This is a genomic window from Bariatricus sp. HCP28S3_D3 (assembly GCF_052065755.1).
In the GTDB taxonomy this organism is placed as follows: Bacteria; Bacillota; Clostridia; order Lachnospirales; family Lachnospiraceae; genus Allocoprococcus.
In genome coordinates this window covers 1-25,816 of sequence record NZ_JBQHTK010000018.1, presented here as the reverse complement: position 1 = coordinate 25,816, position 25,816 = coordinate 1, and the positions used below count along the sequence as shown (strand labels likewise).

Annotated in this window: 25 protein-coding genes; 1 reads left to right on the top strand and 24 read right to left on the bottom strand. The window is 42.5% G+C overall.

Annotated elements, in window-relative coordinates:
* Positions 1-56: 56 nt before the first annotated feature.
* From ACTNB3_RS11400 to ACTNB3_RS11315, 18 genes are all read right to left on the bottom strand, one after another.
* On the bottom strand, positions 57-1,262 hold the full coding sequence (locus ACTNB3_RS11400; protein WP_441025744.1) for a MalY/PatB family protein: 1,206 nt from the start codon (positions 1,260-1,262) through the stop codon (positions 57-59).
* 3 nt (positions 1,263-1,265) lie between these two features.
* On the bottom strand, positions 1,266-2,252 hold the full coding sequence (locus ACTNB3_RS11395) for an ABC transporter ATP-binding protein (protein ID WP_441025742.1): 987 nt from the start codon (positions 2,250-2,252) through the stop codon (positions 1,266-1,268).
* Positions 2,234-3,262, bottom strand: a complete 1,029-nt coding sequence (locus ACTNB3_RS11390) for an ABC transporter ATP-binding protein (RefSeq protein WP_427808077.1) — start codon at positions 3,260-3,262, stop codon at positions 2,234-2,236. Before ACTNB3_RS11390 ends, ACTNB3_RS11395 begins: the two co-directional genes overlap by 19 nt.
* Entirely contained in the window at positions 3,255-4,430 is a 1,176-nt protein-coding gene (locus tag ACTNB3_RS11385) for a M20 metallopeptidase family protein (RefSeq protein ID WP_441025740.1), read from the bottom strand. Before ACTNB3_RS11385 ends, ACTNB3_RS11390 begins: the two co-directional genes overlap by 8 nt.
* A gap of 12 nt (positions 4,431-4,442) precedes the next feature.
* Entirely contained in the window at positions 4,443-5,381 is a 939-nt protein-coding gene (locus tag ACTNB3_RS11380) for an ABC transporter permease (RefSeq protein WP_427820551.1), read from the bottom strand.
* Entirely contained in the window at positions 5,371-6,339 is a 969-nt protein-coding gene (locus ACTNB3_RS11375) for an ABC transporter permease (protein WP_427808083.1), read from the bottom strand. The genes ACTNB3_RS11380 and ACTNB3_RS11375 overlap by 11 nt, the downstream gene beginning before the upstream one ends.
* 82 nt (positions 6,340-6,421) lie before the next feature.
* Positions 6,422-8,017, bottom strand: coding sequence for an ABC transporter substrate-binding protein (locus ACTNB3_RS11370; protein ID WP_441025737.1), 1,596 nt, complete (start codon positions 8,015-8,017; stop codon positions 6,422-6,424).
* Between the two features lie 246 nt (positions 8,018-8,263).
* The gene (locus ACTNB3_RS11365; RefSeq protein WP_441025735.1) at positions 8,264-8,803 is read right to left on the bottom strand and encodes a TetR/AcrR family transcriptional regulator C-terminal domain-containing protein; all 540 of its coding nucleotides are present in this window, start codon (positions 8,801-8,803) and stop codon (positions 8,264-8,266) included.
* A 169-nt stretch (positions 8,804-8,972) separates the two neighbouring features.
* Positions 8,973-9,920 (bottom strand): DUF3878 family protein, encoded by a 948-nt coding sequence (locus ACTNB3_RS11360; protein ID WP_441025733.1) that lies wholly within the window; start codon positions 9,918-9,920, stop codon positions 8,973-8,975.
* Positions 9,920-10,933, bottom strand: coding sequence for a transglutaminase domain-containing protein (locus ACTNB3_RS11355; protein ID WP_441025731.1), 1,014 nt, complete (start codon positions 10,931-10,933; stop codon positions 9,920-9,922). Before ACTNB3_RS11355 ends, ACTNB3_RS11360 begins: the two co-directional genes overlap by 1 nt.
* 34 nt (positions 10,934-10,967) lie before the next feature.
* On the bottom strand, positions 10,968-12,404 hold the full coding sequence (locus tag ACTNB3_RS11350; RefSeq protein ID WP_441025729.1) for a M20/M25/M40 family metallo-hydrolase: 1,437 nt from the start codon (positions 12,402-12,404) through the stop codon (positions 10,968-10,970).
* A 284-nt stretch (positions 12,405-12,688) separates the two neighbouring features.
* Positions 12,689-14,596 (bottom strand): ABC transporter ATP-binding protein, encoded by a 1,908-nt coding sequence (locus ACTNB3_RS11345; RefSeq protein WP_441025727.1) that lies wholly within the window; start codon positions 14,594-14,596, stop codon positions 12,689-12,691.
* 3 nt (positions 14,597-14,599) lie between these two features.
* Positions 14,600-16,348, bottom strand: coding sequence for an ABC transporter ATP-binding protein (locus ACTNB3_RS11340; protein WP_441025724.1), 1,749 nt, complete (start codon positions 16,346-16,348; stop codon positions 14,600-14,602).
* Positions 16,311-16,823 (bottom strand): MarR family winged helix-turn-helix transcriptional regulator, encoded by a 513-nt coding sequence (locus ACTNB3_RS11335; protein WP_427808098.1) that lies wholly within the window; start codon positions 16,821-16,823, stop codon positions 16,311-16,313. Before ACTNB3_RS11335 ends, ACTNB3_RS11340 begins: the two co-directional genes overlap by 38 nt.
* A 152-nt stretch (positions 16,824-16,975) precedes the next feature.
* Entirely contained in the window at positions 16,976-18,358 is a 1,383-nt protein-coding gene (locus tag ACTNB3_RS11330) for a citrate/2-methylcitrate synthase (protein WP_427808100.1), read from the bottom strand.
* Between the two features lie 190 nt (positions 18,359-18,548).
* On the bottom strand, positions 18,549-19,229 hold the full coding sequence (locus ACTNB3_RS11325; RefSeq protein WP_441025722.1) for a TIGR00266 family protein: 681 nt from the start codon (positions 19,227-19,229) through the stop codon (positions 18,549-18,551).
* A gap of 19 nt (positions 19,230-19,248) precedes the next feature.
* Entirely contained in the window at positions 19,249-20,121 is an 873-nt protein-coding gene (gene rsmA, locus ACTNB3_RS11320) for a 16S rRNA (adenine(1518)-N(6)/adenine(1519)-N(6))-dimethyltransferase RsmA (RefSeq protein ID WP_427808104.1), read from the bottom strand.
* 49 nt (positions 20,122-20,170) lie between these two features.
* Positions 20,171-20,941, bottom strand: a complete 771-nt coding sequence (locus ACTNB3_RS11315) for a TatD family hydrolase (protein WP_427808128.1) — start codon at positions 20,939-20,941, stop codon at positions 20,171-20,173.
* Positions 20,942-21,132: 191 nt separating this feature from the next.
* Here ACTNB3_RS11315 and ACTNB3_RS11310 point away from each other — a divergent pair, with 191 nt between their 5' ends.
* Positions 21,133-21,423 carry a hypothetical protein gene (locus tag ACTNB3_RS11310; protein ID WP_441017150.1) on the top strand — a complete coding sequence of 97 codons (291 nt, stop codon included), beginning with the start codon at positions 21,133-21,135 and terminating at the stop codon, positions 21,421-21,423.
* Positions 21,424-21,480: 57 nt separating this feature from the next.
* On the opposite strand, the gene saoD is transcribed toward ACTNB3_RS11310, so the two are convergent.
* From saoD to saoT, 6 genes are all read right to left on the bottom strand, one after another.
* Positions 21,481-21,813, bottom strand: a complete 333-nt coding sequence (gene saoD / locus ACTNB3_RS11305) for a DsrE-related protein SaoD (protein ID WP_427808108.1) — start codon at positions 21,811-21,813, stop codon at positions 21,481-21,483.
* A gap of 27 nt (positions 21,814-21,840) precedes the next feature.
* Positions 21,841-22,461 carry a MerB-like organometallic lyase SaoL gene (gene saoL, locus ACTNB3_RS11300; RefSeq protein WP_441025720.1) on the bottom strand — a complete coding sequence of 207 codons (621 nt, stop codon included), beginning with the start codon at positions 22,459-22,461 and terminating at the stop codon, positions 21,841-21,843.
* Between the two features lie 89 nt (positions 22,462-22,550).
* The gene (gene saoA, locus ACTNB3_RS11295; protein ID WP_427820693.1) at positions 22,551-23,387 is read right to left on the bottom strand and encodes an ABC transporter ATP-binding protein SaoA; all 837 of its coding nucleotides are present in this window, start codon (positions 23,385-23,387) and stop codon (positions 22,551-22,553) included.
* Between the two features lie 3 nt (positions 23,388-23,390).
* Complete coding sequence (gene saoB / locus ACTNB3_RS11290) at positions 23,391-24,182, bottom strand: ABC transporter substrate-binding (seleno)protein SaoB (protein WP_427820694.1); 792 nt, start codon at positions 24,180-24,182, stop codon at positions 23,391-23,393.
* Between the two features lie 3 nt (positions 24,183-24,185).
* On the bottom strand, positions 24,186-25,325 hold the full coding sequence (gene saoE, locus ACTNB3_RS11285; protein ID WP_441025717.1) for an efflux transporter SaoE: 1,140 nt from the start codon (positions 25,323-25,325) through the stop codon (positions 24,186-24,188).
* Entirely contained in the window at positions 25,322-25,576 is a 255-nt protein-coding gene (saoT, locus tag ACTNB3_RS11280) for a thioredoxin-like (seleno)protein SaoT (protein WP_441025714.1), read from the bottom strand. Before saoT ends, saoE begins: the two co-directional genes overlap by 4 nt.
* Between the last annotated feature and the right edge of the window lie 240 nt (positions 25,577-25,816).

Sequence of the window (25,816 nt, the reverse complement as noted above, 5' to 3'; positions counted from 1 at the left end):
AAAATTATACCATGCGGAATGGGGAAAAACAATCGAAGTTTCATCCCTAAATAAGTTTATGGATTGAAAACATACTTATCCAATCGTTCAAACGCCTCCTGCACCCTTGTAAACGGAAGCGCCAAATTCATTCGGATCGAATGTTCTCCGTGAAACGGTCTTCCATCCTGCCAGCCGACACCTACACGATATCCCGCTTTCAGTAGCTCATCCATCGTCTTGCCATTTTTTTCGCACCACTCGGTGCAGTCCAGGAACAACATATAGGTTCCCTGCGGCTTGCTTAACGTCACGCCATCAAAATGTTCCAGAATATAATCATATGCGTAGTTCACATTTCCGGACAATACTTCCCGCAGTTCATCGACCCATTCCATACCTTCCGGTCTGTAAGCTCCCATCAGAGCATACATGGACAATACATTCATGGAATTATAATGGCACTTACTGCTGCAGGCGCGTACGCGGTCACGCAGATAAGAATTATAAATAATATGATAGCTTCCAATCAGTCCCGCCAGATTAAATGTCTTGCTCGGTGCGTAAAGTGCCATTGTACGATTTCTTGCATCTTCGCTGACCGACTGCAGCGGAGTATGATGATTTCCATTTAAAATGATATCGGACCAGATTTCATCTGAAATCACGATACAGTCATTCTTCCGATACACTTCCATTGCTTTTTCCAGCTCTTCGCGCTCCCATACTCTTCCGGTCGGATTATGCGGATTGCAGAAGACCGCAACGTGGATCTTATTCTTCTTGATCTTCTGATCCATGTCGTCATAATCCATTCGCCAGATTCCTTCTGCATCACGTTTGAGCTCACTGAGGACGATCTTGTATCCGGCATTGGTAATACTTCCTGTGAACCCGATATAAGTCGGACTGTGTACCAGAACACTGTCTCCGGGAGCTGCAAATGCATTTAGCGCTGAGACAAGTCCGCCAAGTACACCATTCTCGTATCCGATACATTCCTTCGTGAGACCAGTGACATGGTTCCGTGTCTCCTGCCAGTTGATGATCGCCTGATAGTACTCTTCTCTTGTTGAAAAATATCCAAATGCCGGATGCGAAAGTCGCTCGCTGATTGCTTCCTGCACAGTCGGGACGGTCGCGAAATTCATATCCGCTACCCACATGGGGATAAAATCAAACCCCTCATCACGAGGTCCGAATGCCGGGGATTTTTCCGGCACATCAACTGCTATGGCATCCTTTCCTAAACGATCCATAATTGTTGTAAAATCATACTTCATTATTTATGCATCCTCCTTGTTATACAAATGGCAGGCCACAAAATGACCCGTTCCAATCTGTTTCATTTCAGGTTCGATTTCCCCGCATTTGGCAGTTGCATACTTGCATCTTCCTCGGAAACGGCATCCTTTTGGGGGTGAAATCGGACTAGGCACATCGCCTTTTAAAACAATACGTTCTCGTGTTGCTTCTACATCAGGATCAGGTATCGGAATTGCAGACAAAAGCGCCTGTGTATATGGATGGACAGGATGTGAGTATAATTCATCTGAAGATGTTAATTCTACAATTTTACCCAGATACATTACAGCAACCTGATCTGAAATATGTCTCACCATAGAAAGATCATGTGCTACAAATAAATATGTAAGCCCCATTTTATCCTGCATTTCCCGAAGTAAATTTACAATTTGTGCCTGAATAGAAACATCCAGTGCAGAAATAGGTTCATCACATACCAGAAATTCCGGATGAATTGCTAATGCTCTTGCAATTCCAATCCTTTGACGCTGTCCGCCGGAAAATTCGTGAATGTATCTGTTTGCATGCTCACTTTGAAGACCTACCTGTCTTAACAATTCCTGTACTATTTCCCGTTCTTCCTTTTTGGAAGCCATATGATGAATCCGCATTCCTTCTGCTATAATGTCGTTCACTTTCATACGTGGATCTAGAGAAGCATATGGATCCTGAAAAATTGTTTGTACTTTTTTGGTAAAATCTTTCCTGTCTTTTCCACGCATCTCATGGACATCCTGTCCTTTAAATAACACTTGTCCTCCGGTACGGGAATATAAACCTGTACAGGTTCGCCCACAGGTTGTTTTTCCACATCCCGACTCCCCTACCAACCCAAGGGTTTTTCCCTGATATATTTCGAACGAAACATCATCAACTGCTTTCAATATCTGATTATTCCCCATAGGAAAATATTTTTTCAAATGGGATACTTTAAGGACTGGTTCCATTTTTATGCTTTTTCCACACATAATGCGCCTCCCGTCTCAAATGGACATTCTTTTTTTCCTTTTTCATGATGTAACCAACAAGATGCCTTATGATTTCCATCAAACTGAAATACCGGTGGTTCCTGTCTTGTACAGATATTCATACAGTACGGACATCTGTCTGCAAATGCACATCCTTTAATCGGAAGAAGAAGATCTGGTGGAGTGCCCTCAATAGATACTAGATTCTTCTTTCGATCTCCATCCAGTCTTGGAACCGCATTTAGAAGACTCCATGTATATGGATGTCTCGGATGATAAAAAATATCTCGTCCACATCCCTTTTCAACAATTTTTCCAGAATACATGACAGCAATATGGTCTGCCATATCTGCTACGACCCCTAAATCATGCGTAATTAATATTATAGATGTTTTTAGTTCTTTTTGCAATTCTTTCAACAATTCCAAAATCTGTGCCTGTATCGTCACATCTAACGCAGTGGTTGGTTCATCTGCAATTAACAGTTTCGGACTGCATGCGAGAGCAATTGCTATCATAACTCGTTGTCTCATTCCTCCCGAAAATTCATGTGGATACTGCTTTATTCTCTTTTCAGGCTCCGGGATTCCAACTTTTCCAAGAAGTTCAACTGCTTTCTTCATCGCATCCTTTTTTTTCATTTTTTTATGTATGATAAGATTTTCTGCTATCTGCTTTCCAACGGACATGGTTGGATTCAAAGCTGCCAAAGCATCCTGGAAAATCATGGCACATTCTCCACCACGATAAGATTCCCATTCTCTTTCAGACTGCCCTATCAGATTCTTACCCGCATAAATAATTTCACTGCCTTCTTTCACTATACCAGGTGACTGGATCAGTCCCATGATCGTCTTGGCTGTTACTGTTTTTCCACACCCGGATTCTCCTACTATTGCAAGAGTTTCTCCTTCTTCTACCGTAAAGTTAACACCCCTGACAGATTTCACCTCGCCCGCATAAGTCTGATATGAGACACACAGATTTTTCACCTCAATTAAATTATTCATCTGAATTTCTCCCTTTCAAATAACGCAATGCATATTCTGTATACATGCGTGCTCCAAAATACAGCATACTTTCGTCAATTTTGAAGCCACTGCTATGTGCCGGACTTCGTTCTTCTTCCGATTCATTTCCAACTCCTAAAAACGCATATACACCTGGAACTTTTTCCAGATAATAGGCAAAATCATCAGAACCTGTGGAAGGATTTCCCTCATAAAGACATTTGTGTCCCATTAACGCAACTGCACACTCTGTTGCCAAACGACTGCAATTTGCATCATTGATTACCGGCGGCAGACCACACTGGCAAATTAAATCTGTCTGAACACGATAAGCAGCAGCAGTAGACTCAACTACACGTCTTACAGCCACCGGCAACTGCTCTTGAATTTTCTTGCTGTAATATCTTAAAGATCCTGTAAGTTGCGCTTCATCTGCAATAATATTTGCTTTTGTTCCAGCATGAAACGTTCCAACAGATACAACTGCCGAGTCTAGTGGACTTATTTCTCTGCTTATAATCGTCTGTAAGTTCATTACAATAGCTGATGCCGCCGGAATCACATCAATACCACAGTCTGGCGCTGAACCGTGTCCGCCTTTTCCTTTAACAGTAAGTGAAAAGAACCCTGCTCCAGCCATACAAATCCCCTCTTGTACCCGGATTTTCCCCGTAGGAATTCCTTCTTGAACATGAATCGCAAAAGCTGTTTCAACCCCGTCTAAAGCACCTTCAGCCAACATCTGTTTTCCGGCCCCGGCAAATTCTTCTGCCGGTTCAAATAAAAGGCGAACTGTACCGCCAAAATCATCTGCCGCCTCTGCTAACAATCGGGCAGCTCCCAAAAGCATAGCGACATGTGCATCATGTCCACATGCATGCATAACACCTGCATTTTTCGAAGAAAAAGATTCACCGCTTTCCTCCTGTATTGGTAAAGCATCCATGTCTGCCCGGAGTGCTACAATATTATTTCCGGGTTTTCTGCCATGGATCTCAGCAATAATTCCTGTAGGGCACTTTTGAAATCTTTTGACATTATATCCAAATTCTTCCAACTCTTTTTGTATTCTTGCACTTGTCTTTTCTTCTTTTAGTCCAAGTTCCGGATATTTGTGAAAATGTCTGCGCATTTTTACAACATATTCCTGCAACTCTTTATCCGTCATATTTTTACTCCTTTATTTTACCATTTTAGGTTCTAATGCGTTTCGTAAAACATCTCCAAGGACATTAAAACTAAGTACTGTTAATAATATTAATGCTCCTGGGAACAAGGCTAATGTTGGCACATCCATAATCTGAGATTGCGCATTCTGAAGCATACTCCCCCAGGAAGACATCGGAAGTTTTACTCCGAATCCAAGAAAACTCAAAGAAGACTCTGTTAAAATGGCTCTAGCTATACTTATACTTGCGGCAACTATAATCGATGGTATCATATTGGGAATAATATGTATGAGCATAATTTCCATATTTCCTGCCCCCATATTTTTAGCAGCAAGAACAAAGTCTCTTTCTTTTAAAGACATTGTCTCCGCACGTACGATTCTGGCAACTCCCATCCATGAGAACATACCAATAATAACAACCATAGTAAACATACTTGGCGAAAGGAATGAATTAATTATGATAATCAGGAGAAAACTTGGAACAGACATGAAAATATCTACTGCACGCATCATTAAATTGTCTATTGTACCACCTATATATCCACTTATAGTTCCATATATGGTTCCCACTATGACTGAAACCAACATCGAGAAAAACCCCACAGTCAATGATACACGCCCCCCATACAAAGCGCGCGTAAAGTAATCTCGCCCTAAATTATCTGTACCAAAGAAATGTTCTTTATTTGGCAGTAAAAGCTTACTCCTTAAATCCATTGCATCTGGATCATATGGGGAAAGTGGTGCAAGAAGTGAGGCAATTATAATAATAATTAAAATAATCAAACAGATGATTGCCAATTTGTTTTCTTTTAAACTCATCAGAAGATTATAGAAGATGCCTCTCTCATAAATTTCATCTTGCACTTTATTTTCACGATTTGCAGGATCAAATGCATCTTCTTTTTCTATTTCCTCCAATATTATTTTATCATTATCAAGATTCATGTATTTTTTTTACCTCCTGCTTAATTCGTGGATCTGCCACCCCATATAATAAATCCGCAATGAAATTTCCTATAATCAAAATTACACAAGACAACATTGTAAATCCCATGATCATTGGGTAATCTCTTGAATTAATAGCGCTCATTCCGAGAGTTCCCATGCCTGGCCATCCAAAAACTGATTCAATGATAAAGGAGCCGGTAACCAGACTGGCAAGATTCATACCTGCAATAGTAATAATTGGAAGCAAACAATTTTTCAAAACATGTCCTGTCATAATTCGTCTTTTTGAAACACCTTTGGCTTTTGCTGTCAGAACATATTCTTCTTCCAACTGAGTAATGGTGTTAGAACGAATATATCGTGTAAATACTGCTGTATTCCCTACGCTTAATACGATCCCGGGCAGAATTAAATGCCACAAAATATCAAGAACCGAATTACTTCCTACTGTTCTCATTCCATTACTGGGAAGCCAGTGCAAGTTCAGCGAAAAGATGATTATCAACATTAACGCAAGCCAAAAAGCGGGAATAGAGATTCCAATATATGCAAATATGCTGATAAACTGGTCTGCAGCCTTATTTTTTTTCATTCCAGACACCAAACCAAGTGGAATTGACATTAAAATTGACAAAACAAATGACGTCCCCATTAAAAGCAATGTTGCAGGAAGTTTTTCAAAAATCTGTTTTGCAACTGGTTGATGATTAATCAATGAATTTCCCCAGTTTCCTCTGCAAATATTTGACAACCATGCCAGATACTGTTCTGCGATTGTGCCATCTAATCCCAAATCTACGCGGAGCTCATCAATTTCCTGCTGTGTCATATCTTGCCTGATATACATATTTATCGGATCTCCCGGTGCAAAATGAATAATCATGAACGAAAAGATTGACACAAGTATAATTACTGGTATCATTTGCAAGATTCTTTTTACAATATACCTTCTCATATTGTCTCCTTTTCAAAAAAAGAAGGGACTGTGAGAAACATTCCGTTCTTCCAACCCCTTCTTTTACAGTTTTAATTAGTTATTAATTTGTCATGTAAAGCTGTGTATAGTCTTCGAATACCGGTACTACATTAATCGCATCACATCCTTTTAGATGCTTGTCTACAGCTAAAATGAAGTTGCAGTCAGAGATCGGAACCATTGTATATGCATCTTTAATCTGTTGCTGTAATTCGGCATAAATCTGAGCACGTTCTTCTGGATCGGTTGTTGCATCTCCTTTATTCCACAAATCGGCAATTTCATCAGTTGTACATAAGTTTTTACTTAAAAATCCCTGATTACTAAACATGTACTCATCTCCCTGATTGTCTCCATTTGTTGAATAACCATTCAATCCTAAATCCCAATCTCCTAAATCAGTATAGAAGAATTTTTCAAAAAATCCTTGTGTTTCATAACCAGTTACTTCAACGTTAATACCAACTTCTTTCAACTGCTGCTGGATAATTAATGCACAGTCTTCCATATTTGCACGGCTTGAGTTATAAACAAGCTGAAGTGTTTTTCCTTCAAGTCCGGCTTCTTTTACCAGTTTTTTTGCTTCTTCAAGATCATGTTTGTATCCATCAATATCTTCATAATAGAAATTCTGATCACAGAAAACAGTTTTCGCCGGAACGGCAATGTCGTCAGAACCATATGCTCCTTCTACAATTGCAGGAACATCTAAAGCCGTCGCAATTGCTTTTCTGGCTTCAATGTTTTTCATCAATTCACTGTTCGAATTAAATCCCATGTAGTTGATTCTGCCTTCGTCCAATGTTACCATTTCATAATTGTCATTTGCAGCATATTTTTCATACTTGTCAATGGTAGATACACGAATAATATTCAACTCTCCATTTTCAAATGCAATTTCCTGTGCACTTTCATTTGGCATAATTTTAAATATAACTGTATCAAGATTAACATCGCGATAGTAATCATCAAATTTTTCAAGTGTGAGACTTTCGCCTTTTTTCCATTCTTTTACTTTATATGGACCAGAACCAACACCCTGTGTAGTGTTCAATGCTGAAGAAGCTATGTTTTCCTCTCCTTCATAGACATGTTTCGGAATCAGTTTCATTGATCCGAGAGTTGCCACGTACGAAGCAGAAACTTCTGGAAGTTTCACAGAAAATGTCAATTCATCAATCTTTTCAACTGTAACTGGTTTCTGATTTACTTTCGTTCCACTGCTTGATTTATTATCAGGATTCATACGAAATTCAAAATTCCACAGTACATCGTCTGTTGTGATACTCTCTCCATCATGCCATTTCAAATTGTCGCGAAGCTTTACTGTAATCGTAAGTCCATCATCAGATACTTCATGGCTTTCAGCAAGATAGTAACGAACACCATCTTTTGAAACAATATAAAGCGGATCATAAACAGGTTTTAACATAGTCATTCCTTCATCACCTGTTTCGTATAGGATATTTAAACTTGAAATGTCTGTAGGCATTGCTCGAACAATGGAACCGCCTTCAATTTTTTCTCCAGTTGCTTCTTCCTTTTGTGTCTCTTCTTTTGTGTCTGTTGTCTTCTCTTCACTCTTTCCTCCACATCCGGCAATCAAACCTACTGCCATAAACGATGCAAGAAAGATCGCTAAGATTCTTTTCTTCATAAAAGTATCCTCCTTTTTGTCTCTCACCAGTTTGTCTGCATCTTCTGCGAGAGTATAACCTAAATATCACTTTGATTATAAAAGGAATTCATAGAAATCGGAATTTACAAACATTCCTTGTTGTTCATAAGGTTAACAAATAGCACGAAATGTAAAGCTTCTATGGCATTGATTAGGTGTATAATAAAAAGTTTATGGGAAATATGATCCGCAGTTTCTTGAAACTCTTCACATATTTCCCATAAACTAATGATAGAATGCACTGATTGGCTCCGGTATACAACCGCATATCAGTTGTGTCATTTCTTTAGGACTTCTGTTATCCTTCGAACGTATCCACCTGAAAATTACTGTCGTTCTTGTCAAATTCCACATATAAAGTGAAATCATAACTTCTTCCGAAAGTTCGCAAACTCCCAACTCCCGTTTCAATTGACTTTCCATGCATGCCACCGCATAATCAGTCACATAATCTTCTATACAATTCTGCCCACGATAAGAAGAAACGTTGATATAATAATCTCGTTCCTCTAACATATACTCCAGAATTCTGGTATGATATTTTCTCCAGTTTTCACCAGTAAATCCTTTGCAAATCTTGTCTGCATCTGTTCTGTAAATCCAGCAGACAAAATCATATTTATCCTTAAAGTGATTATAAAATGCTGTTCTTGATACTTGACTGTATCGCACGATGTCCTGAACACCTATATCGGTAAACGAATTATCTTTAAGAAGTTCCTTTACTGAATTAGCCAGAACTCCTTTCGTATCGGGCTTTAACATACTTCCTCATCCCACCCTTTTGATATTATTTTATCGTTTTTCGGGGCAGAAGTCCAATTGATTAACTTGATATTTCGACATTTTTATTGTTTTTTTCTATAAGCGACTAGGGGACGGGTACATAGACACTCACTCATATCACCACAATCGTTTTCCTAACACTTGCCCATTATAATTCATAACTCTCCACTACCACTTTCCTATTCACGATCCCCTTCTCCCAGATCATCAAATGTACCTGAAAATTAATCCCGTCTTTCACATTCACAAAAGGTTCTTCTCGGAGAAGCACAGATTCCTGTCCCTGAAGTTTCAGTTCTTCCTGCCTCTTTTTCACCTTCTCAATCAACGCCATATATTTTTGATCTTCTTCTCCGAATGAGCGCCTCGGATATACTGCAGATTCTTCTTTTAATCTCTTATTTAATAAATCCACCAATTCTGCATGCGCATTCCGGTGCAGCATTCGTGCGATCTCTTTAGCCACCATCGAAAGAGGATATCTTCGATAGAATCTGAGGATCCGCTTCATTCGCTTATCATTCACCTTGCCGGCCAATTCTTCCATCACCGTGATTGCCTCTTCGGATGGTCTCCATCCATCTTCTCTCGGTACAATATATTGATTCGGAACCGCCGGATAACAGCAATAATTCAACGGCGGGAATTCCGACAATGCAGCTAATTCTCGCTCCTTGGGCGTGCAGAATTCCTCCCCCAGATAATACAATTTATCTCTTAAGATTGCGATCCGATACTCCAGCTGTCTGAGATATTCGTATCCCTGTACCCAGAAATGTCCGATTTCTCCATAATCATAAAGATGTACCTCTGGAAATATATCATCAAAAAACAGAGTGACCACTGAATTTCCCTGGCGTACAATCAAAATATACTCCTTACCATTATGGCTGATGGAGGCTTCCAGCTCTCCTTCATAGTCTTTCCGGTACTCCCCGGTCATCCTTGCATTTTTAAACACCAGAAAGCTCTCCACCGCATCATTCATCAAATAAACAAGACGAATGTCCTTGTCTGCCTTTTCTTGCTTTTCCCGAAACACCAGTTCAAATTGATCCTGTTCCAGAAGTTCCTGCAGCATAGCTAATGCATCCACTATTCCAGTTCTCCTTCATTTGCTTCTTCCACCACAACTTCCGCCTGACCAATTTTTTCCGTAAACGCGAATCGGATGACTGCCTGTGACCAGTTCAGGCTGATCTTTGCTCGTTTTCCTTTCTCTTCTCCTGCCTTTTGGATCAACTCCAACAGTTCTTCGAGTACCGTTTTCGTCAAATATCCTCCTCGCCAGTGGAATGTGAACATTTTCCCTTTCTTCGCCGCCTGAAGCGCTCTCTTATATACCTCTTCCTTTTTGGTAAATGATAATTTCTTTTCTTTATAATAAAAATGATCCCCATCTATACAGGCCGGTGCCGGTACGATCAAAGGCTCATGATCCCGAAAGATACTTTTATCATCCAGGTTGAAATAATCGTAACGCACTTCATCCTTTCCAAGCGTATTATCAAACGTTGCATCCAGATGATAATATTTTCCACCGATTTTCACAATATTCCATGTATGGCGATATTTAATCCCCTTATCCGGGTTGTTGCCGCAGACTGTAATGATGCACCAGATTCCCAGTGCATCACACAAAATCTTTACTGACTTTGCAATACCCTCACATACCCCGACACCTTGTCCAAGCGGACCGATGATTTCATGGGAATATGGCTTTTTCAGCTTATCATAATGTATATTTTCACAGATAAAATCGTGTATGTATTTCTCTTTGTCCCACTCGGGCAAATTCATTGCCGGGCGTACTAATTTGTCAACTCTCGCCTTCATGGCTTTCTGATGCTCTTTAATTTTCCCTTTTTCGAACAGATACTCCGGGACAAATATGAGATTGGGTGAATCCGGATAATATTTGTATTTATAGCCGGGCACCCAGAATATTTCCGGGTGGTCGAGGCGAAGGCGGAAGAACACGTTGTAAAGGTCTTCTGCTTCTAGTCGGGGAATCTGAAATTCATCTGAAATTGCAAGCACCCCCTGAAGGATTGCATGGTATGCCGCCTGCTGCTGTTTTGTCATCTTGTTGTAATAGTATGGTTCCATAGATCCAATTACCTCTTATTTCATCAAGGGATGACTACCGACTCTTCTTCACCACATTCTTATAAAAGTCAACTCCCATCGGAAGTGTCCCCTGATAAATATTCTCGTTCAACGCATGAATGCTTCCGTACTGCTGCCCATCGCTGTACAGCGGCGCAAAGCGGATACAGTTTTTGCTGACTTCGGAATAGTATTTTGCGTCGGTTCCGCCGGTCATGATATACGGGCAGATACCGATTCCCGGATACATTTCTTTTGCTGTTTCTTCTACAAGACGGAATGCATTGCTGTTATAATCTACGATCGGGCATGGCGGATCCTGGCAGATGATTTCTGTCTCGATATCATATTTCTTTGCGATTTCACTCACGGCTTTGATGCTCTCTTCATTTGGCTGGTGATGGCTGAAACGCATATTGCCGGTCACATAGGCCTCCTGGGGGAGTACGTTCAGGCCATCGGATCCTTTTGCCGTGGTGAATGCGAGTGTCGTGTGGATCATCGCGCCTGCCACGGAGTTGATAGATGGAAGTAATTTCTCCAGAAGCGGCTTGAACAGCCACATATTGGCAAAGATTACTTTCATTCCAAAATCCATATTCGGAGCGCAGCGCCGGAACATTTCATCCAGTGTCGGTGTGAATTTGTTCACGAACGGGCTGTGTTTTTCTACATCTACCATAAATTTTCCGAGACGAACAAGCGGAGAATTCTTCTTCGGTGCGCTCGCGTGTCCTCCGTTGCTTCTGGCCGTGAATTTGACATCCCCATATCCTTTTTCCACAACGCCGACCATGCCATAGGTTCCTTTGACTCCACCGATCGGCTCTTCGATAATCATGCCGCCTTCATCCAGTACCAGCGCAAGTTCGATTCCCTGTTCTTTCAGATATTCAACGGTAGCCGGAGCTCCGTCACCGCTCCACTCTTCAGTACAGCTGCTTCCGATATAGACATCTACTTCCGGCTGATATCCTTCTCCGATCAGTTCTTCGATCGCCGTGAAGATGCAGAAAAGGCTTCCTTTGGTATCCACCGTTCCTCTTCCCCATACTCTTCCTTCTTCGTCGATGTCACCACTGAAAGGGGCATGTTCCCAAGTTCCGCCTGCTTCTACCACATCCTGGTGGCTCATAAAAAGAATCGGGTTTTGACTGCTTTTTCCGCTCCATTTAAAGAGCAGGCTTCCGTTAAATACGTGCTTCTCACAGTTCTTATGCACGTTCGGAAATAATTCTTCCAAAACCTCATGAAATTCATAGAACTCGCTTCTGTCTTCCTGATTCAAACAGGAGATCGTCTCTTTCTGAATCATTTTTGCCAGACGTTTTCCGTATTCCACACTCCGCTGACTCGTATCAAGCTTCACTTTTGCTTCCTTTGCTTCAGTCGGCTTCAGCATGACCGCGCGGAGCACTACAATGAGAATCAGCACTGCAAGAGCCGCCAGAATCACTCCAATAATCATCATATTTTTCTTCCTCCTTCTTTTTTAAAGCTCACGGGTCAAGTCCTTGACCCATATGTATTTACGATAGTGATACATCACCCATGGGATCTTGCCCACTTCGTCCAGACAGGTACACGCATATACAACGAGCACCGGCCAGTTCTTTTCGCTCTCATACAAATAAAAGTATATGGTATTGCACAGGAAAAAGCAATCTGTTTTATCGGGTGCCCGGATACGACATCAGGGGATGTCTCTTCGTTTCCGAAGGGCACATCCCCTGACATAAATTCCATATTTTTCATTTACGCGCTGATTGCATTCCCGGTATAAAGCTGATAATACTTTCCTTTTTCCTCCATAAGCTGTTCGTGCGTTCCCCGCTCAATAATTCTTCCCTGTTCGAGAACCATGATACAGTCTGAATTCCGTACCGTTGACAATCTGTGAGCGATGACAAATGTGGTACGTCCGTGCATCAGTTTATCCATACCGTCCTGAACGATTCGCTCGGTTCTTGTATCGATCGAGCTGGTCGCCTCATCAAGAATTAGTACAGGTGGATCTGCGATCGCTGCCCGGGCAATCGCAAGAAGCTGTCTCTGACCCTGACTTAAGTTTGCCCCATCTCCGTGAAGCATGGTATCATACCCCTGCGGGAGTCTTCGGATAAATCCGTCTGCATTGGCAAGCTTTGCCGCTGCAATGACCTCTTCATCGGTCGCATCCAGTTTCCCGTAACGAATGTTTTCTTTGACCGTTCCGGTAAATAAGTGTGTATCCTGAAGTACGATTCCCAACGACCTTCTCAAATCCGGTTTCTTGATCTTGTTAATATTGATGCCGTCATACCGGATCTTTCCGTCCTGAATATCATAGAAACGGTTGATCAGATTGGTGATCGTCGTCTTTCCTGCTCCGGTAGATCCTACGAATGCGATCTTCTGTCCCGGTTCCGCATAAAGTTTCACATCGTGAAGAACGATCTTCTCGTCTGTATATCCAAAATCAACTCCGTTGAAGACTACATGACCTTTCACTTCTACATAATCTGTAGTTCCGTCTGCCTGATGCGTATGTTTCCATGCCCATCTTCCGGTACGCTCCGCACTCTCTACAAGCTTTCCGTCTTCTTCTTTTGCATTGACCAGCGTAACATAACCTTCATCCTTCTCAATCGGTTCATCAATCATCCGGAAAATTCTCTCTGCACCGGCCATTGCCATAACAACCGCATTGAGCTGGTTACTGATCTGGTTAATCGGCATACTGAAGCTCTTATTAAAAGTCAGGAAACTTGCAAGTCCGCCGAGTGTAAATCCGCCTACATGATTCAGCGCAAGAATACCTCCCACAATCGCGCAGATTACATAGCTCACATTTCCAAGCTGTGCGTTGATCGGTCCTAACACATTGGCAAAGGTATTGGCTCTGTCTGCACTCTCAAAGAGCTTATCGTTCAGTTCTTTGAATCGTTCTTCATTTTCCTCTTCATGGCAGAAGACTTTGACAACCTTCTGTCCATTCATCATTTCCTCAATATATCCGTTAACCTTTCCAAGATTCACCTGCTGTTCCATGAAATATTTTCCACTCTTGCCTGCCGCGAATCCGGACGCTTTGATCATGAGCGCCACCATAACCAGGGTCACAATCGTAAGCGGAATATTCAAGATCAGCATACTGACAAATACACTGATGATCGTAAATCCACTGTTGATCACCTGCGGAATACTCTGGCTGATCATCTGTCTCAACGTGTCGATGTCGTTCGTATAGACCGACATGATATCTCCATGAGCATGAGAGTCAAAATACCTGATCGGCAGTTTTTCCATGTGTTCAAACAGATCATTTCGCAGATCCCGCAGCGTTCCCTGCGTTACATTGACCATGATCCGGTTATACAAATAGGTACACAGTACTCCCAATGCATAGAACACGGCCACTCTGCCAATCGCATGTGCAAGCGGTCCGAAATCCGGCGTGTCGGAAAGCAGAAACGGCGTAATGTAGTCATCGATCAGGTTCTTGGTAAACATGGTTCCCTGCACATTTGCAAGCACACTTCCGCAAATGAATAAGAACACGAAAATACAATGGATCTTATAGCTTTTGAGAACATATTTCATCAGTCTTATAAATAATTTCCCGGGATTCTTAACCTTCGGTTTTGTTCCTCTTGGAGCTCCCGGCTTCATTGGTCCTGCCATCTTCTATTCACCTGCCTTTTCATCAAAATCTCCGCCGCCTTTTGTCTGAGATTCATATACCTCACGGTAAATCTCATTTCCGGCAAGCAGTTCTTCATGCGTTCCGAATCCATCCACTTTTCCTTCATTCAGGACAAGGATCCTGTCCGCACTCTGCACACTTGAAACTCTCTGTGCAATAATCAGTTTTGTCGTATCCGGTATTTCCTCAGCAAAAGCTTTGCGGATTTTGGCATCGGTTGCCGTATCCACCGCACTGGTACTGTCATCCAGGATCAGAATCTTCGGTTTCTTAAGCAGTGCCCTCGCGATACAAAGTCTCTGCTTCTGACCGCCGGATACGTTATTTCCGCCCTGTTCAATATGTGTCTCATATCCTTTTGGAAATCTCTGAATAAATTCATCGGCGCACGCCAGCTGACAGGCTCTCTCACATTCTTCACGAGTCGCATTTTTATCACCCCAACGCAGATTATCCAGAATCGTACCCGAAAACAGTACATTATTCTGCAGCACGACGGAAACCTGATTACGGAGGGATTCCATATCATATTCCTTAACATTTCTTCCGCCTACAAGCACTTCTCCCTGCGTCACGTCATACAGACGGCTTACCAGATTCACAAGCGAAGTTTTCGCACTTCCCGTCCCTCCGATAATTCCTATTGTTTCACCGGAGCGAATGCAGATATTGATATCTTTCAGCACCGGCTCTCCCGCATCTTTTCTATAAGAAAAATCCACATTCCTGAATTCAATAGAACCGTCTTTCACTTCATGAATCGGTTCTTCCGGATTCTTCAGATCACTGGTCTCACTTAGAACTTCAGAAATACGTTTAGCACTTGCCATACTCATGGAAATCATAACGAAAACCATGGACAGCATCATAAGACTCATCAGAATATTCATACAGTATGTCAGAAGACTCATCAATTCTCCGGTGGTCAATGTATCAGAAACGATCATTTTTGCACCGAGCCAGCTGATCAGCAGAATACAGGTATAAACGGTAGACTGCATGATCGGTGAATTGTAAACCAGATTGCATTCAGCCTTTTTAAAGATCTTATAAATATTCTCACTCGTCCGCTTAAATTTTTGTGTTTCCTCTTCTTCTCTTACATAAGCTTTTACCACCCGGATCGCTGACACATTTTCCTGCACAGAAGCATTCATATCATCATATTTCGGAAAAGCCATCTGAAAATATTTGGTTGCATTGCTCATGATAAAGAACAAAATTCCTCCCAGAATAATTACAGCAATCAGGTAGATGGAAGCCAGGCGCGCGTTAATACGGAATGCCATCACCATCGCACAGATCAGGCTGGCAGGCGCACGTGTAAACATCCTGAGTACCATCTGATAGGAATTCTGGATATTTGTCACATCCGTCGTAAGTCTTGTCACAAGCCCGGCTGTGCTGAACTTATCAATATTGGAAAATGAAAATGTCTGGATATTGCGAAACATCGCTTCTCTTAAATTTCTCGCAAATCCTGTGGAAGCCTTCGCTCCGAACCTTCCTCCCATAATTCCGGCAAAAAGCCCCACAAAGGCTGCAACGATCATCACCGCTCCGACTTTGTAAATGTGTCCCATGTCTCCGGCATTGACTCCGTCATCAATAATAGAAGCCATCAAATACGGAATCATCATTTCCATGAGCACTTCCAGAATCATGAACATCGGCGTTATGATTGATGCAGCTTTAAATTCTTTTACTTCTTTCAGTAATGTCTGAATCATCTCTCTCCTCCTTGTTGATAAAAAGTTCCTTTTGTTTTATAAGATTTTTCTCTAATTTCTCAGTAACAATAAAAAAGGCATCCAATTCTTCATCTGAGATTCCTTCCAGCGTCCTGACATTAAGTCCACTGATGATCCCTTCGATTTTTTCATGGGTATAAATCCCTTTCTCTGTGAGCAATACTTTCTTAAGGCGGGCATCATAGTCCACCGACTCTCTCCGAAGATATCCTTTTTTCTCCATCAACTGAATAACGTTCGTGACAGACGAACGCCCTACTGAAAAGTGCTTTTCAATGTCTTTTTGAAAAATATCGCGGTCCCGGTTCTCATACAGATACCGAATGATCCATCCGTGCATCAGTGTAATCTCATCGATTCCTGCTTCCTTCACATGCATCGACAGGTTCCGGCGCATCATATGATCCAGCCGCTTGAGGACCAGACCGACCTGATCCCGCTTCTTTTCTGTCATCCGACTACCGCCTTTCTTTTAGTTCGTTTTCGAATTGTTCGATACTAAACATATTTTACTTCAATATTTCTAAATGTCAATCTTTTTCTTGACTTTTCGTCTATATTTTGGGTAAGCAAAAAGAGCAGTTAAACAACTGCTCTTCTCATATACTATGATCTATCTTCCATCTTCACATACTCTCTGTGCGGTGCCAGAGGCTTATATGCCGGACGAATGATCTTATCTACATTTTTCAACTCTTCCAGACGATGTGCACTCCAGCCTACTATACGTGCTGTCGCGAAAATCGGTGTGTAAAGCTGCTCCGGAATTCCCAGCATACTGTATACCAGTCCACTGTAGAAGTCCACATTCGCATTTACACCTTTGTACATCTTTCTCTTCTGTGCTATGATCTCCGGCGCCATCTTTTCTACTTTTGCATACAGATTGTATTCTTTTTGACACCCCTTCTCGACAGCAAGCTTTTCTACAAAGCTCTTAAAGATATCTGCACGCGGGTCAGAAACAGAGTAAATCGCATGCCCCATTCCATAGATCAGACCCTTCTTGTCAAATCGCTCTTTGTTCAAAAGGCCTTCCAGGTATGCACGCACCTCATCATCATCGTCCCAGTCCTTTACTTCTTTCTTCATATCGGCAAACATCTGAGTCACTTTGATATTGGCACCTCCATGCTTCGGGCCTTTCAGAGAAGCCATCGCCGCTGCCACGGTAGAATAGGTATCCGTTCCGGATGAAGTCACAACGTGCGTCGTAAATGTCGAATTATTTCCGCCGCCATGATCCATATGCAGTACAAGTGCCATATCCAGAAGCTTCGCTTCCAGATCGGTATACTGTCTGTCCTCACGCAGCATCATCAGGATATTCTCCGCTACAGATTTATCCGGCTCCGGTGCATAAATATAAAGGTCATCACCCATGCGATAATTATATGCATGATAGCCGTAAACCATCAGCATTGGGAACTGGCTGATCAAATTCAAGCACTGTCTCAGGACATTCGGAATGCTTGTGTCATCTGCCTTGTCATCATAAGAATACAAATTCAGAATCGAACGCGACAGGCTGTTCATCATATCACGACTGGGGGCTTTCATAATAACATCCCTGACAAATGTCGGCGGCAAGGTTCTTCGCTCCACCAGCATCTCATGAAACTCCGCAAGCTGCTTAGCATTCGGAAGTTCTCCAAAGAGCAGAAGATATGCGACTTCCTCAAATCCAAAGTGTCCTGCCTCCAGAAATCCTCTGACAAGATCCTTGATATTATACCCCCGATAATAGAGATTGCCTTCACAAGGGACTTCTTCGCCATTCACGATCTTCTTTGCGCAGACATCCGAAATATTCGTAAGCCCGGCAAGTACACCCTTCCCATTCACATCCCGAAGACCACGCTTCACATCATATTCCGTGTAAAGCTCCTTGTCAATCGCATTACTCTTCTCACAGAGCGCCGCAAGTCTCTCAATCTCCGGTGTATTCTCGAACAACACCTGCTCCACAGTTTTTCCGTTATTGGTCATCTACCATACCCCTTTCTTTCTGTCTTAAACCAATAAGTACCTTTCGCCATCAAGCGTCTCCAATTTTGGTGTGTTGCTCTATTCTATCAAATAGTATACAAAAATACAATCCTATAATTCTTAAAGTTTTATAACCTAATTATTAATTGTTACTGTTCTGAGCCAAGCAGATTTGACAAAAACTGTTACATTAATTTCCAGCTGGGAAATACGGTCTCAGTGCATTTGCAACACTGCTAATTGGCATCGTCTGAAGCCATACATGCCCCGGTCCGGTAATTACAGTATTAAACAGTCCTTCGCCTCCGAATACCATATTTTTAAGTCCCGGTACCGTCTGGATATCCATCTGGCAGCTCGCAGTCATTGCGGCAAGATATCCGGAATCTATCACGATCTGCTGTCCAGGCTGCAGATCATACTCCACAACGTGTCCATCGAATTCTGCAAATACAATTCCATTTCCGGATACTCTCTGCAGGATAAAACCTTCCCCTCCGAACAGTCCAGAGGCTACTTTTTTCTGAAAATGCACGGTCAGGCTTACTCCTGCTTCCGAAGCCAGAAATGCCTTCTTCTGAAAAATATATTCCTGTCCCGGTCTCACCTCAAACGCCTTAATCGAACCCGGAAAACTGGATGCAAATGCGATCAGTCCCCTCCCGCCCTGAGACGTGTAAGTATTCTGAAACATGGATTCTCCGGAAAACATTCTTCCGAATGCTTTACCGATTCCTCCATTGGTAGATGTGTCCATTTTCATATTCGGAGACATCCATGACATAGATCCTCTCTCTGTCACCATCTGCTCCCCATCCTCCAGTTCGCAGATTACTACCGGTAATGTGTCACCTTGTATCTGATACCTCATACTTGTTTCCTCCTATATTCTACATCAGCTCACCGATGTGATTTGCAAGTTCTGCAAACTCTTCCAGTGTAAGAGCCTCTCCCCTGATACTTGCCCCTCTTCCCAGACGGTCGATTGCCTCACTGATGACCTCTTTCGGCAAATCCAATTCCGGCGAGTTTTTAAGCCCGTTCGCAAGCGTCTTTCTCCTCTGATTGAACGATGCCCGGATAATCCGGAACATCAGTTTTTCATCTCTGACGTGTACCGGCGGCTGCGCATGTCTGGTAAGTCGGATCACAGCAGATCCCACAGTAGGTCTCGGCATAAAACAATTCGGCGGTACATTTGCAACAATATACGGTTCGGCATAATACTGAACCGCAAGCGACAAAGCACCATAATCCTTTGTACCTGGTCCTACCTGCATTCGGTCTGCCACTTCCTTCTGCACCATAACTGTAATACTCTCCAGCGGCACATGATTTTCGAACAGTCCCATGATAATCGGTGTCGTAATATAATATGGAAGATTCGCAACCACCTTAATCGGCTTTCCTCCATTTTTCTCTTCTGCAAGCGCAGCAATATCCACTTTCAGAATATCTTCGTTAATCACTGTCACATTATCATAATCTGATAAAGTATCCTCCAGGATTGGGATCAATGCTTTATCAATCTCCACCGCCGTCACTTCTCGCGCCGCACATGCAAGATACTGCGTCATCGTTCCAATCCCCGGCCCGATTTCCAACACAAAATCATCCTTCGTAATGTCCGCTGCCCGGATAATCTTATCCAGTACATGCGTATCAATCAGAAAATTCTGTCCGAATTTCTTCTGAAAATTGAATCGATATTTCTGCAGAATCTCAATGGTATTCTGCGGATTCCCTAATGTCGGTTCTTTCACTTTGCTGTCTCCTCTCGTTTCTCACATAATACGGCAGGGATTCTGCCTGCTAAACAGGATCCAGCCGATACATTCTGCGTGCATTTTCTTCCGTTGTGGCAATCACTTCTTCTGCCGAAATCCCCTTCAATTCAGCAATCTGCTCTGCAACATATAATAAATAAGATGATTGATTCCGCTTACCCCGAAACGGTTCCGGTGCAAGATAAGGACAATCTGTTTCCAGAAGGATACGCTCCAGTGGCACTGCCCCCACGACTTCTTTCATCTTCTTTGAATTCTTAAACGTAACCACTCCGCCGATTCCAATGTAAAATCCCATCCTCACATATTCCTCAGCCATCTCTTTTGAATAGGAATAGCAGTGAATCACACCCTCAAGATCTTTCGCATAATTCTCCATCACATACATTGTATCCGCAGCAGCATCACGGCTGTGGATCACCACCGGGAGATTCAGTTCCTTTGCCAGTTCAAGCTGACGTACAAACCACTTTCTCTGAACCTCATGCGATTCGTTATCCCAATAATAATCCAGACCGATTTCTCCAACCGCAACCACCTTATCCTCTTTAAAAAATTCCCGCATCTTTGCGAACTTTTCCTCATCAAGAACCCCCACCTCATCCGGATGAATCCCGACAGCCGCATATACATGCGGATACTTCTTTGCAAGCTCCACTGCGTGTAAACAAGATTCATACGTGGCACTTACATTTACAATCGTTCCTACCCCAAGGGACGGCATTGCTTCCAGAAGCGCATCCCGGTCTTCCTGAAACTGCTCATCATCATAATGAGCGTGTGTATCAAATATCATTTTTGTCACCCTTCATTTGTCTCTATAGTCCATACCAATTTGCATGATACATTTGTAGTATATCACATTCTTTCTTAAAGAAAAATATATTTTTCTCTTGCCCCTTGTCTCCTACTTATGTATACTAGAGGTAGTGTAAAAATGGAAGTCGGGGCGACTATCCATCCAGCAAGTTAAAGGAGGTTTTTGCAATGAAAGTATATGATACTGTAAACAATGTAGAATTAGAGGCTGATACTCAGGGACTGATTGATATCATGGTAGCAGGACGTCAGGTTGATGTATATCTCCCGGCACCAAGATCCGATGCTGACGGATATCTTACATGGGATGTAGAACACTGGTCATCTATCGACAACAGACGTTTTATCCGCTGCTATTCCTACAAAGGAAGAGTTCTCAGTGAATCTACAGGTCATAACCTGTACGATCTGGCAAATGATTTCAAACCGGAAGAAGCTGTAAAAATTGAACTCAGCTAAGCTGACAAAAATGGCGGGAAATTCAAGTAAATTTCCCGCCATTTTTGTTTCATATTTTTACAGAGTAATCACCTGATCCACTCCTGCCGGTGCAAGTGCTGCGTATACGTTCGGGAAACATCCGATTCCTGCCGGTGCGATCAGCTTGTCAGCGATATCTCTCTGGTAACAGCATCTGTCGCATGCCATCAGAAGAACGCCTGTCTTCTCACTTAATTTCTGAAGTCTTGCAGCGATATCAGATCCTTCGACAAGCATATATGCATTGTCGAAGAAGAACATCATACCAGCAACCTCAACTCCGTGACGATCTTCTTCCATCTGAGGAATAATCATGTTCTCAAGGATTTCTCTTGCGTGTTCGGATTCCAATAAATAAGCTACTTTCATGGTATAAAACCTCCTGTAAAAATGTTTTTATACTTCAAATGTAGCCTTCGCCTCTCTTACCGCGATGTGAATATCTGCTTTGATAAGGTTGTCCGGGTCCAGCTCCATTTCAGTAACATACTGGTCGAATTCTGCACTGCTGCAGAAGAAATTCATGACATTTCAGCATGAACCTGCCCAATTCGACAATTCTCCGAGTGGAAAAGTCAGCGCATGAAGCGTCTTCGGCGCATAATCTGCCACTTCTCCATTCACAATTTTTACAAAGACCGGTTCGCCGGATACCGCGGATACAGAATGCACCTCTGAATCCTGATGGAAAGTAAATGCCGCTCCGATCGCATCGATCGCGCACATTGCCGTAAAGCTTCTTCCATCCGCGAGTGTAACATGATGATTGGTCGGAAGTGCAGATACCGGATAAATAAAATTCACATCGTTTTCTTCACTTACTACCATTCCATCCTTTTCCTGGAGTACACGGACGCAGTCCCAATATTCCTGCTCCGTCATAGACAGTTCTTGAATCACACCTGCTTTATCTTCCTCGAGATTAAATGCTCTGCCTTCATTCACTGTAAACTCCAGAATATAATGTCTCACCTGATTCTGTCTGCTATTAAACTTACGCTCTACATTCTGTTCCATATTCAATTGCTCCCCTTCTAACTCTTTCCTTCTAAAATTCCTTATACTTTATCCAAATATTGCCAATTTCTATTCATTCAATCTTATTTTTATGCCGTAGCTTCTTTTCCCGCATCCACTCCCTGAATGAATTCCATCAGGTCCTTATCCTCTTTTGTGAAGACGCCTCCGCTTAAAGCGCCCTTGAGGATCGTGGTAAGCTGATCCACATATTCATGATACTGCGGTGCCGTACGGTCGCGCGGCCTTGGAAGATCGATCTTCACATCCGCCAGAATCTTTCCATGGTCTCTGGACATGACAATGACCCGGTCACTCAGATAGATCGATTCATCAACATCATGCGTAACCATAAGTGCTGTTGTCTTTCTCTGCTGCAAGATACTTTCAAGCTGCATCTGGAGAAGCTGTCTCATCTGAAAGTCTACAGCCCCAAGTGGTTCATCCATCAGAAGTACTTGCGGGTCACAGGCCAACGCACGCAGAAGTGCAACTCGCTGCTTCATACCACCGGAAATCTCATGGATATAATAATTTTCATATTGTGTCAGCTGTGCCATTTCAAGAAGCTCCGCAAGTTTTTTCTTCCGTTCTTCTTTCGGCATTTTCTTTTTTTTCATCGGATATTCTATATTTTCACCGACTTTTAACCACGGAAATAATGCATAGTTCTGGAACATAAAAGACCGATCCGGTCCCGGTTTTGTCACTTCTTTTCCGTTTACCACAATTTTTCCGGCATTGGGCTTCTGAAATCCTGCTATGATCGTAAGTGTTGTCGTCTTTCCACAGCCGGAGGGCCCCAGAAGCGAAACAAACTCTCCTTCCTCCACCTGAAAAGATACATCGTTCAACACGATATTATCTTCTTCTCCTTTTTTCCTGCCCTTAAAAGTTTTCGAAATTCCTTCTACTGATATGGACATTTTCTAATCCTCACTTTCTTCTAACCGTAAAAATTGAATTGTTTTATCCTGAAGCCAGCTTTTTTCCACTCCCAGTTTCTCTGCCAGGTATTCCGGCTTATTCAGCTTGTCAACTGCTTTGTTGTAGCTATTTATAAAATCTGCAAACACTTCCGTCTGAGCAAACTTTTTGTCAACGACGATAACATAGGAAATATAATCCGTATCAGAAAGCGGCTTGCACAAGTAAGATGGCACTCCCGCGGCCTTTGTTAAATCCTGAATCACTGCGTCCACCTGTCCGTCTTCCAGAGAATACAGAATTCCTTTTTGCGTAATTTCCTCAAATTTTTCAATCTGGGGGTAGGTTTTCTGCGCAACTGCCTTTTCCTGCTCTCTTCCCTGACTGACTCCAACCGTTCTTACCTGATCAAAATCATCTTTAAAACAGATCACTTCTGCATTCATCACGGTTGGTCCATAAATCATGACGTTCTCATTTTCCTCAACCGTATGCTGTGCGATATGACCGCAATAAAACGCAACATTGATCTCATCCGCACTCAGTGCCCACTGAGCCATATTACTTCAACAATCTTTAAAGGAAGAACTCTCCATAGTTTCCGCGATCGTATATTTACCACTCAATTCATCAACCGTTTCATTCATCAGCACTCCGGAGATATCGTCTCCTGCACCGATCCGGATCACTGCATCCCCATTTTTCTCCCTTTCCTTCGGGAAGAAAACGGTTACCATAACTCCGACCAGAATAAAACCTGCCAGAAAAACCACAATCTTTTTATCACTGTTCATCTGCTATGCCTTCTTCATTTTCGATCTGATAGCTTTCAACAATGCATATGCTGCATACGCAACCAAAATCCCACTACAGATCCATTCTCCCCAATCCGGCAGTGCAATGATCAGTTTATTGGCCTGCTGAATCGTGTGTGACGTTCTGTCAAAATCCAGTACCGGATTGAATCCCGGCATAAGCAGACGGTTTGTAAGATAACCAACCAGATTGGATATCACAACCACCATGGAAAAATACATAAACATGGCTCGTTTTCCAATCGTTTTGGAAATCGTAAGCAGCTCCGGAATATTGGTTCCGGCTCCGGCCATCAAAAAGGTGATCGCCACTCCGGGAGCCGCACCGCTCGCAACCAGCGCTGCAATAAACGGGATGTGTCCTACTGCGCAGACATACATGAGTGCTGCGACAACTGTAATCCCCAGAAGGGAGATCATACCCGGATTCCCCAGATAATCCTGCACAAATGACTGTGGTACCACTGTAAAAAGAAATCCCGCGATCAGCATTCCGGACACCGTGTATTTGCTGATAGTCACGCTCAGTTCTGTAAACGACCATCTCAGTCCACTCTTCAGTTTTTCCCAGACGGACGGTTCCTCGAATTCCAGCTGGATCATAGCCGGTTCTTCCTCTTCGTCTGTTTCCAGGGAAATGGTTCCTTCTGCTTCTTCATTATTCTTATTTCGAAGACCGATATGCAGTTCATTCCCCGCGAAATGATTTGCCACGATTCCAATAATCATCGGCGCGACAAATCCGGTTATTATGTATATAATCGTAATTTCTTTTCCCAAAAGTCCCCATGCCAGAATCACAGCCAGAGGATTGATCATCGGTGTACTGGTCATAAATGCCAGTGTCGGCCCCAGATATGCACCACTGTAATACATACTGATTCCAAGCGGGATCGTACCGCAGCTGCAGATCGGTATAAACATTCCGGACAGTGTTGTCCAAAACACGCCGCTGATCCGTTTGGAACCGATCGCGGTTTTCTGAATCTTCTCCGGTTTCAGGAATTCATGCAGCACACCTGCCACAGCAAAACTGAATACCATCCACGAAGAAGAACTGTTCAGCATTGACCACGCGGACTGAATGATGCTGAAAATAAAACTTCCCAATTCGGATATCATAACTTCAATGCCTCCTCAAAAGCCTGACGCACAGCAGGTTTCGTCAGCTTTGTAATTGCTTTTTTCTCATTAATAATCAGCATACTCTTCGTAATTGCTCCGTACTTTTTAATATAATCGAAATCCTTGCCGGCGCGATAAATTCTTACATTTACCCGTCCTTCATATTCTTTCTCCAGGACTTGAACCAAGTCGCCAAATACTTCGCATCACGCACATGCACTGATATACTCGATACAAGGCTTTTCCACTTTTTACTACACCTCCAGATTTATTCCGTATTATTATATCTTTATTTATTCGTTCTTTCCGTATTTATAGAAAAAAAATAATATTTTGACCATATTTTATTATTTTGTTCAATATTCCTATATTAATTAGTGACATGCTCCCACTACTTAAGCCCTAAAGCTTTGAAGTAGGGGCTTCTTACTCAATAACCCGATAGGGCTAAGTATCAATAAGCTATCCCCGCGTGCCCCGCGGTTCTT